Origin of the sequence: Zarconia navalis LEGE 11467 (genome assembly GCF_015207075.1) — a bacterium.
In the GTDB taxonomy this organism is placed as follows: domain Bacteria; phylum Cyanobacteriota; class Cyanobacteriia; order Cyanobacteriales; family Geitlerinemataceae; genus Zarconia; species Zarconia navalis.
In genome coordinates this window covers 1-6,558 of sequence record NZ_JADEXN010000302.1, presented here as the reverse complement: position 1 = coordinate 6,558, position 6,558 = coordinate 1, and the positions used below count along the sequence as shown (strand labels likewise).

The 6,558-nt window shown below is 47.4% G+C and carries 7 protein-coding genes; 2 read left to right on the top strand and 5 right to left on the bottom strand.

Going from position 1 to position 6,558, the window contains the following annotated elements; genetic code table 11:
* The 3 genes from IQ235_RS15305 to IQ235_RS15295 form a co-directional block, all read right to left on the bottom strand.
* The coding region (locus IQ235_RS15305; RefSeq protein ID WP_264322310.1) for an efflux RND transporter permease subunit at nucleotides 1-1,036 on the bottom strand (1,036 nt) is incomplete at its 3' end.
* Nucleotides 1,037-1,212: 176 nt separating this feature from the next.
* Nucleotides 1,213-1,554, bottom strand: coding sequence for a XisI protein (locus tag IQ235_RS15300; RefSeq protein ID WP_264322309.1), 342 nt, complete (start codon nucleotides 1,552-1,554; stop codon nucleotides 1,213-1,215).
* A complete protein-coding gene (locus IQ235_RS15295; RefSeq protein ID WP_264322308.1) occupies nucleotides 1,539-1,958 on the bottom strand; it encodes a XisH family protein in 420 nt (139 codons plus the stop codon). Before IQ235_RS15295 ends, IQ235_RS15300 begins: the two co-directional genes overlap by 16 nt.
* A 248-nt stretch (nucleotides 1,959-2,206) precedes the next feature.
* On the opposite strand from IQ235_RS15295, the gene IQ235_RS15290 reads away from it, so the two are divergent.
* A complete protein-coding gene (locus IQ235_RS15290; RefSeq protein WP_264322307.1) occupies nucleotides 2,207-3,502 on the top strand; it encodes a P-loop NTPase fold protein in 1,296 nt (431 codons plus the stop codon).
* Complete coding sequence (locus IQ235_RS15285) at nucleotides 3,502-5,262, top strand: tetratricopeptide repeat protein (protein ID WP_264322306.1); 1,761 nt, start codon at nucleotides 3,502-3,504, stop codon at nucleotides 5,260-5,262. The genes IQ235_RS15290 and IQ235_RS15285 overlap by 1 nt, the downstream gene beginning before the upstream one ends.
* Nucleotides 5,263-5,348: 86 nt before the next feature.
* Here the strand turns inward: IQ235_RS15285 and IQ235_RS15280 are convergent, their stop codons facing one another.
* Nucleotides 5,349-5,954, bottom strand: coding sequence for a hypothetical protein (locus IQ235_RS15280; RefSeq protein ID WP_264322305.1), 606 nt, complete (start codon nucleotides 5,952-5,954; stop codon nucleotides 5,349-5,351).
* A gap of 247 nt (nucleotides 5,955-6,201) precedes the next feature.
* On the bottom strand, nucleotides 6,202-6,432 hold the full coding sequence (locus IQ235_RS15275; protein WP_264322304.1) for a hypothetical protein: 231 nt from the start codon (nucleotides 6,430-6,432) through the stop codon (nucleotides 6,202-6,204).
* Nucleotides 6,433-6,558: the final 126 nt, after the last annotated feature.

Here is a 6,558-nt window from a genome sequence, read left to right as displayed (position 1 = left end):
CCAAAATCGTGGCCAGATATAGCGCCCCCCACACTTCATCGATCGCTAATTGGACGAATTCTGAGGAGTCTACTGGCAGTTGGTAGGTCATTCCCTCAGGAAAATTGGGGGAAAGTTGCTCCATTTTGGCTTTGACGGCGGCGGCAACTTCGAGGATATTGGCCGTGGAGAGTTTGACGATACCCAACCCCACCGCCGGTTTGCCCTTAAAGCGGACGAACGATCGCTCGTCTTCTGCGCCAATTTCCGCCCGGCCGATATCTTTGAGGCGAATTTGGGTGCCGTTGGGAGTTGTTCGCACCACCAAGTTTTCGTACTCTGCCGGGGTTTGCAGTTGCCCCAAGGTGCGCACGGGATATTCGGTGGCATCCCCTTCCACCCGGCCGCTGGGCAGTTCGACATTTTCCCGCCGCAGGGCATCTTCCACTTCTAATATGGTCAGGTTGCGTGCTGCCAATCGTTGGGGATCGATCCACAACCGCATGGCGTAGCGGCGTTCTCCCCCGATGATGATGTTGCTGACACCGGGAACGGTTTCGAGGGCATCGACGACAAAGCGATCGGCATAATCGCTTAATTCCAGGTTGGAAATGCTGCCATCTTCGGAATAGAGGCTGAACCACATGATGGGGGAGGCATCTCCCGATCGCTTGCGCACCACCGGGGATTCCACCTCGTCGGGCAATTGTCCCACGGCTTGGGCGACGCGAGAACGCACCTCCTGGGCCGCTATGTCAATATCGCGATCGAGATCGAACTGGACGGTAATCGAACTTACCGATTCCCGACTTTCAGAGGTGAGGGTTTTAATCCCTTCCACCCCATTAATTTGCGCTTCTAAGATTTCGGTAACTTCCGTTTCCACGGTGCGGGGGTTCGCGCCGGGATAGGTGGTGGAGACGCTGACGACGGGGGGGTCGATGCTGGGAAATTCTTTAACCGGGAGGCGGGTGTAGCCAACCAGTCCCACCAGGACGATCAGAATCGAGCAGACGGCGGAGAAAACGGGGCGTTTGATGAAAAAGTCGGTAAACATAAACCGGCATGAAGAGGGGAGGAGACGCTGTAGGGGCGAGCATTTGAGCGATAAATTATCGGCAAAACGAGTCGAGATGCCTATAGTTTCAGCCCTAAAAGTCCGTATAGTTCGGTTGGGTTGGGTTGGGTTTCTCAACCCAACTTACATCGATCGAGTTTTGTCACTCAGTCAACTCACGCAACAGAAAAGTCCGTCAAGGCTCGTTCCCGAGGATGCTGAAATCCCAACACAATATCGCTTTGAGGAATTCCGGCTTCTAACAAATCCCGCGTCACGCCATCTTCTGTCAAATCCTCTTCGACCCAAACCTTATCATTGCACAGACGAATGTAAACCGTGCTTCCACAAGTTCTGCCAGTTGTATCCCAACCCACCTGCAACCAAAAGTAATGGTCGCGAACCTCATCGAATGCAATAAAAGGTTCAACATCGGGCGATGGCTGTTCTCGATCGAATTCATAGTAACGAGTCAGGATCGCCTTAACAATTTCACGATATTTTACGAGTTTATCCATCGAACAATAACCTCCCGATCGATATCAACAATAATTAGCTGAATATTTAACTCTTTGATGACAAATTCGATCGCCTCCTTGAGAAAAAAACTGCGATAAATATCGCTGTTAATTGCGAGATAAACCGTAGCTTCGGGAAATATCTGAGACAAATACAATCTGTAAAGAATATATTGACCGATCGCTGCCTCAAAATCCCGAACTCGTGAAGCACCTAAAAAGCTTTTGACCTCAACAATAATCTGTTTGCGATCGCGCTCGGCGGCAAACATAGTCTCTGCTGCTAAATCTGCGTAGAGCTTAATTTCCTTAAACTTAATTTGATATGTATCGCGGGTAATCCTCCAACCATCCTTGATTAAGGCACTCCTAACCCGATCGTGGTAAAGATCCTTCGCTGGCATAGGGTCGGTTATCGTTTTCACTATTGTAAAGTGAATTTAGCCACCTCAGAGCTGGGAAGAATATCGATCGAAGCTGACCTCTCGATCGTCTGTGAAGATAAATACGATCGCCCCTCACACTCTCGCATCTACCATTACCATATTCATTAGAGAATCTCGGCTACCCCCGACACAAGGGGACGCGCACGGGGGCGCTACCCCGACGACGATTGCCACGCCCAGAAGCCATCTACAGGTAACTTCAAACGATGAGAAATCCCCAGGATATGGAAGACCTGCTCGATGAGATGTACAACGCCTTTACGCCCACGCCTTTGCTACCGGGAGATCCGGCGTATGTAGACTGTCGGGCGGTGCGGGGGGATGAGGATGTGGTGAAGGATTTGGGGCGAACGGTACGGCGATCGCAACAATTCACCTATCAGTTATATTCTGGGTATCGCGGATCGGGGAAAACCACGGAACTCTATCGCCTCCAGAAAGACTTGGTAGAACGAAACCACGTCGTCGTCTACTTTGCGGCGGATGAGGAAGATATCAGCGTTCAGGATGCTCAATATACCGATATTCTCCTCGCCTGTACCCGTCATCTGCTGCGGGAACTGGAGAATGCCAATCCCGAACCCGTTCTCAACTGGTTTAAAGGGCGACTCCGGGATTTGCAGGATGTGATGGTGACGGAAATTGACATCGAGAAGGTCAATTTGGAAGTGGGGTTGAAGGAGTTTGCCAAACTCACCGCAGCAGTTCGGGCGGAACCGGGACAGCGACAGAAGATTCGGGAACGCATCGAACCCCACACGGAAACCCTCATCCAAGCGCTCAATGCCTTTATTGCAGATGGCAGGAACCATTTGCCCGAGAAAACGAAACTGCTGGTGATTGCCGACAATCTCGATCGCATCGTGCCGATTTTCCGGGATAACGGACGCAGCAACCACGAGGAAATTTTTCTCGATCGCCACGAGCAACTGAAGGCGCTTAATTGCCATATTATCTATACGGTGCCAATTTCCCTGGTCTATTCCCGGTGGGCGACGGAACTCAAAGATAACTACGGTATTCCCCAAGTGCTGCCATCGATTATGGTGCGTCGGGAAAATAACGACCCCTACGAGAAAGGCTTGGATATCCTGAAAAAAATCATTTGTCTGCGGCTGCCATCGAGTTTGAAAGATTCCCTGGTGCCGAATGTGTTTGAGTCCGAGGCAATCCTCCAGGAACTCTGCCTGATGAGTGGCGGCTACGTGCGGGATTTGGTGCAGTTGATGCAGGAAGCGATTACGAAGACAGATGCGCTGCCGATTCGAGGACGGGCAGTGCAACGGGCGGTAGATGACTTGCGGGACGTATACCGACGGGCGGTGGAAGAAGACCAGTGGGAGGTACTGCGAGAGGTGCATCAGTCGAAGGAAATCGACAACGACAAAGTGCAGCGCAGTTTGCTCTTTAGTCGCTGCGTGTTGGAGTATCGCTATTTTGACGACAATGGCGATAAGCAGACTTGGTACGATGTCCACCCCGTATTGTGGAAGGAGTTGTGATGCCAGAACAACCGTGGGAAAACGAGTTTGAAAGTTTCGATCGTTGGAATCCAGACACCGCAGAAGTTCTCGACGATCTATTGCGGGCATTGCGACGGAAGAAGGGATTTGGTCTGTTTTTCGTCCAGTGCAATCCCGCCCAGGGAACGCGGGTAATCAACGCGATTCAGAAGCGTTTTCCCCAGAAGCGGCTGGTGGAGTTCGAGTTAAATCGGCAGAGTGAGACGCTGTATGGAGAGTTGCTAGAGCGTTACCAGGGGGAAAAGTTTGAGATTGCTTGCGTGACGGGAGTGGAACAGGCGTTGTATGCATACGAGGATACGAAGCGGCTGGCGGGGTGGAGTTCGGAAGAGATTTATAACTACAGTTGGAAGGGGTTGCCGCCGTTGTTGGGTCATTTGAATCGGCAGCGCGAGGCGTTTGAAGCGAATTTACCGATTGCGTTAATCTTTTTGGTTCCCAGTTTTGCGATCGATTATTTCGTCCAACGCGCCCCGGATTTCTTTGATTGGCGATCGGGATTTTTTAAGTTTGTTGAGAGCAAAGAAGATATACGGAAGGCTTGTCAAGAGTTGGTGGGTAAGGAGTACGAAGAGTATTTAAGTTTAACGTCAGAGGAACGAATAGAGAAGATTTTAGAAATTAAAGATAAAATCATTCTGCTAGATGCATCAGACTACGAACGAAAGTCTGATTTATTGCGAGAGCAAGGTCTACTGTTTGAAAGTGATGGTGATTCTAGTCGAGCTTTAGATTGTTACGATAGAGCCATAGAAATTAAACCTAACTATTACTATGCTTGGCATAGTCGAGGGAATATACTTATTAATTTAGAGCGATATGAAGAAGCCATTGAGAACTACGATCGTGCTTTAGAAATTGAACCCAATCATCTCAAAACTTGGAAAAATCGAGGATCGGCGCTTATTAATTTAGAGCGATATGAAGAAGCCCTTGAGAGCTACGATCGTGCTTTAGAAATTGAACCAGGTGCTTACCTTTTTTGGATGTTTCGAGGTGATGTGCTCAGTTTAGGGAGATATGAAGAAGCCATTGAGAGCTACGATCGGGTATTAGAAATTAAATCCAACTATCACTATGCTTGGCGAAGAAAAGGTTTTCTTTTTTATCAACTCGGAAAGTTTAAAGAAGCTTTAATTTGCTTTGCTAAGGTTACGAAAATTCAGCCTAGTGAGGATAGAGTATGGAATAACCAAGGATATTTAGCTCTCGTTCAATATTCCTATGGTTTGCAACCTATTTATGAAAAACCCTTGCTCATTCGTCAAACTCAAGATTGCAGTGATGGTCAGAATATTCTAGAAATAGACTTAGACCTCTGCGAAAAATCGCTTCAGCTATTCGATACGGCTTTAAATCTTGACTCTAAACTTACCTTAGCTTGGGCAAATCGAAGCTTTCCAGCTTACTATCTACAACAGTACCAATCTGCCCTCCAAAACTGCGATAAAGCCCTCAAAATCGACCCAGAAAATGAAGAAGAAAGGAACGAAGTTATCTACACGAATCGCGGCTGCATTCTCCTCAAACTCCATAACCCAACTGCCGCTCTCAAAGACTTTACCAAAGCCCTCGAAATTGACCCCAAACTTGATGAAGCTTGGATCGGTCATGGAACTGCCCTTTACCAACTCGAACGCTATCCCGAAGCCATCGATAGCTTCACGCAAGCCCTCAATCTAAACCACCCCCTCGCCCAAACTAATCTGATGCTAACTCGACAACATCTCGAATCGTAATGTTCGGAAATGCGATACTCAAATGAGGCGTGACGACGGATTTTTAAATCTAGTTTAGAATTGAATCGATCGCCGTCTAATGCATCTTATGCTAACATTATCTTGCATTGCTCGAAAATCCAATTAACCACTGCAAATAATTTATCTAAATCTTGAATTGTATAAAACCTTCGATTGCGAGTAAAATAGCTTCCATTTAGCTTCCCAAACTGCCATACACCACCATTCGAGACAATCCCAAAGACATCTTGTTCTGGCTTCTCATTTAGGCGTTGCGCTGCCACCATTTCTGCCATACACTGCGCCCATCCTGCTTCAAAGTTATCTTGCTTCGCCTCTATGAGTACGAAGAAGGGCTTATCGAAGACAAATTTACCGAGGGGCGACTTTTTGGCTAAGATGTACTCGGGAAAGCCCGATAGATTTTCATCGTAACTGAGCGCTTGATGACTCCATAGAATAAATTGAGTGCGATAGCTTTTCCAAACTTCTTTGAGAACGGGATAAATTAAGTTTTCGCAGATGGCAAATTCTGAGTTATTCACCATCCCGTCTTCCATCGTAATTTGTAAGTCTTCGCGAAAGTAGTCGGAAATTTCAAACTCGGTTTCGATAATGAAATCTTCTTCGGTGTAGGTAATTTGAAATTCCTGGAGAACCGAGCCGATGGTTTTGTAAGAGCTAAAAGGCATCGTTCCCTCCCGAATCATTTGGGGTTAGGTCGGCAGTTGGGGAGTCGTTATAGGGTGGGCAGCGTTAGCCGATTCAACCACAATTCAACATCGATCTGCTGCCCACCATCAGAAACTATAAAACTTTGCTGTTAGGTGGGCATTTTAATGAGTCGCAACGTGAAATTTCAATTCTCGCAACTGCCCACCCTACAACTTGCTATCTCCAGAACTTGAAATCGCTTTAAACAGATAAACTTCTCCCTGCTTAATCATCTGCCATCGCTGCATCGAGGTTCATCTGAGCAACATCGGCAGCGTACTCCTCGTCCTCTGTTTCTTCGTGTTGCGAGTAAAATCGCTCCAGTTCTTCCTGAATCAGAAAGTGTTGGTAGTGCCGTAAAGCTATTTCTAGAAGTTGCGATCGCACCATACCGGTTCGCTCTTCTAGGTTCCTCAGCAGCTTAGCATCAATTGTGGCTGATATATTTGTTTTCATTTTTGCCACCTTTAGATTCAGTAGTATACTCTATCCTACCTAAAGTCAGATAAAAAATAAGTCAGGAAATTGCATTGTATAGTTTTCCGGTAAGCCGTTATTCGTGTTGGGGTTTAATGTTTACAT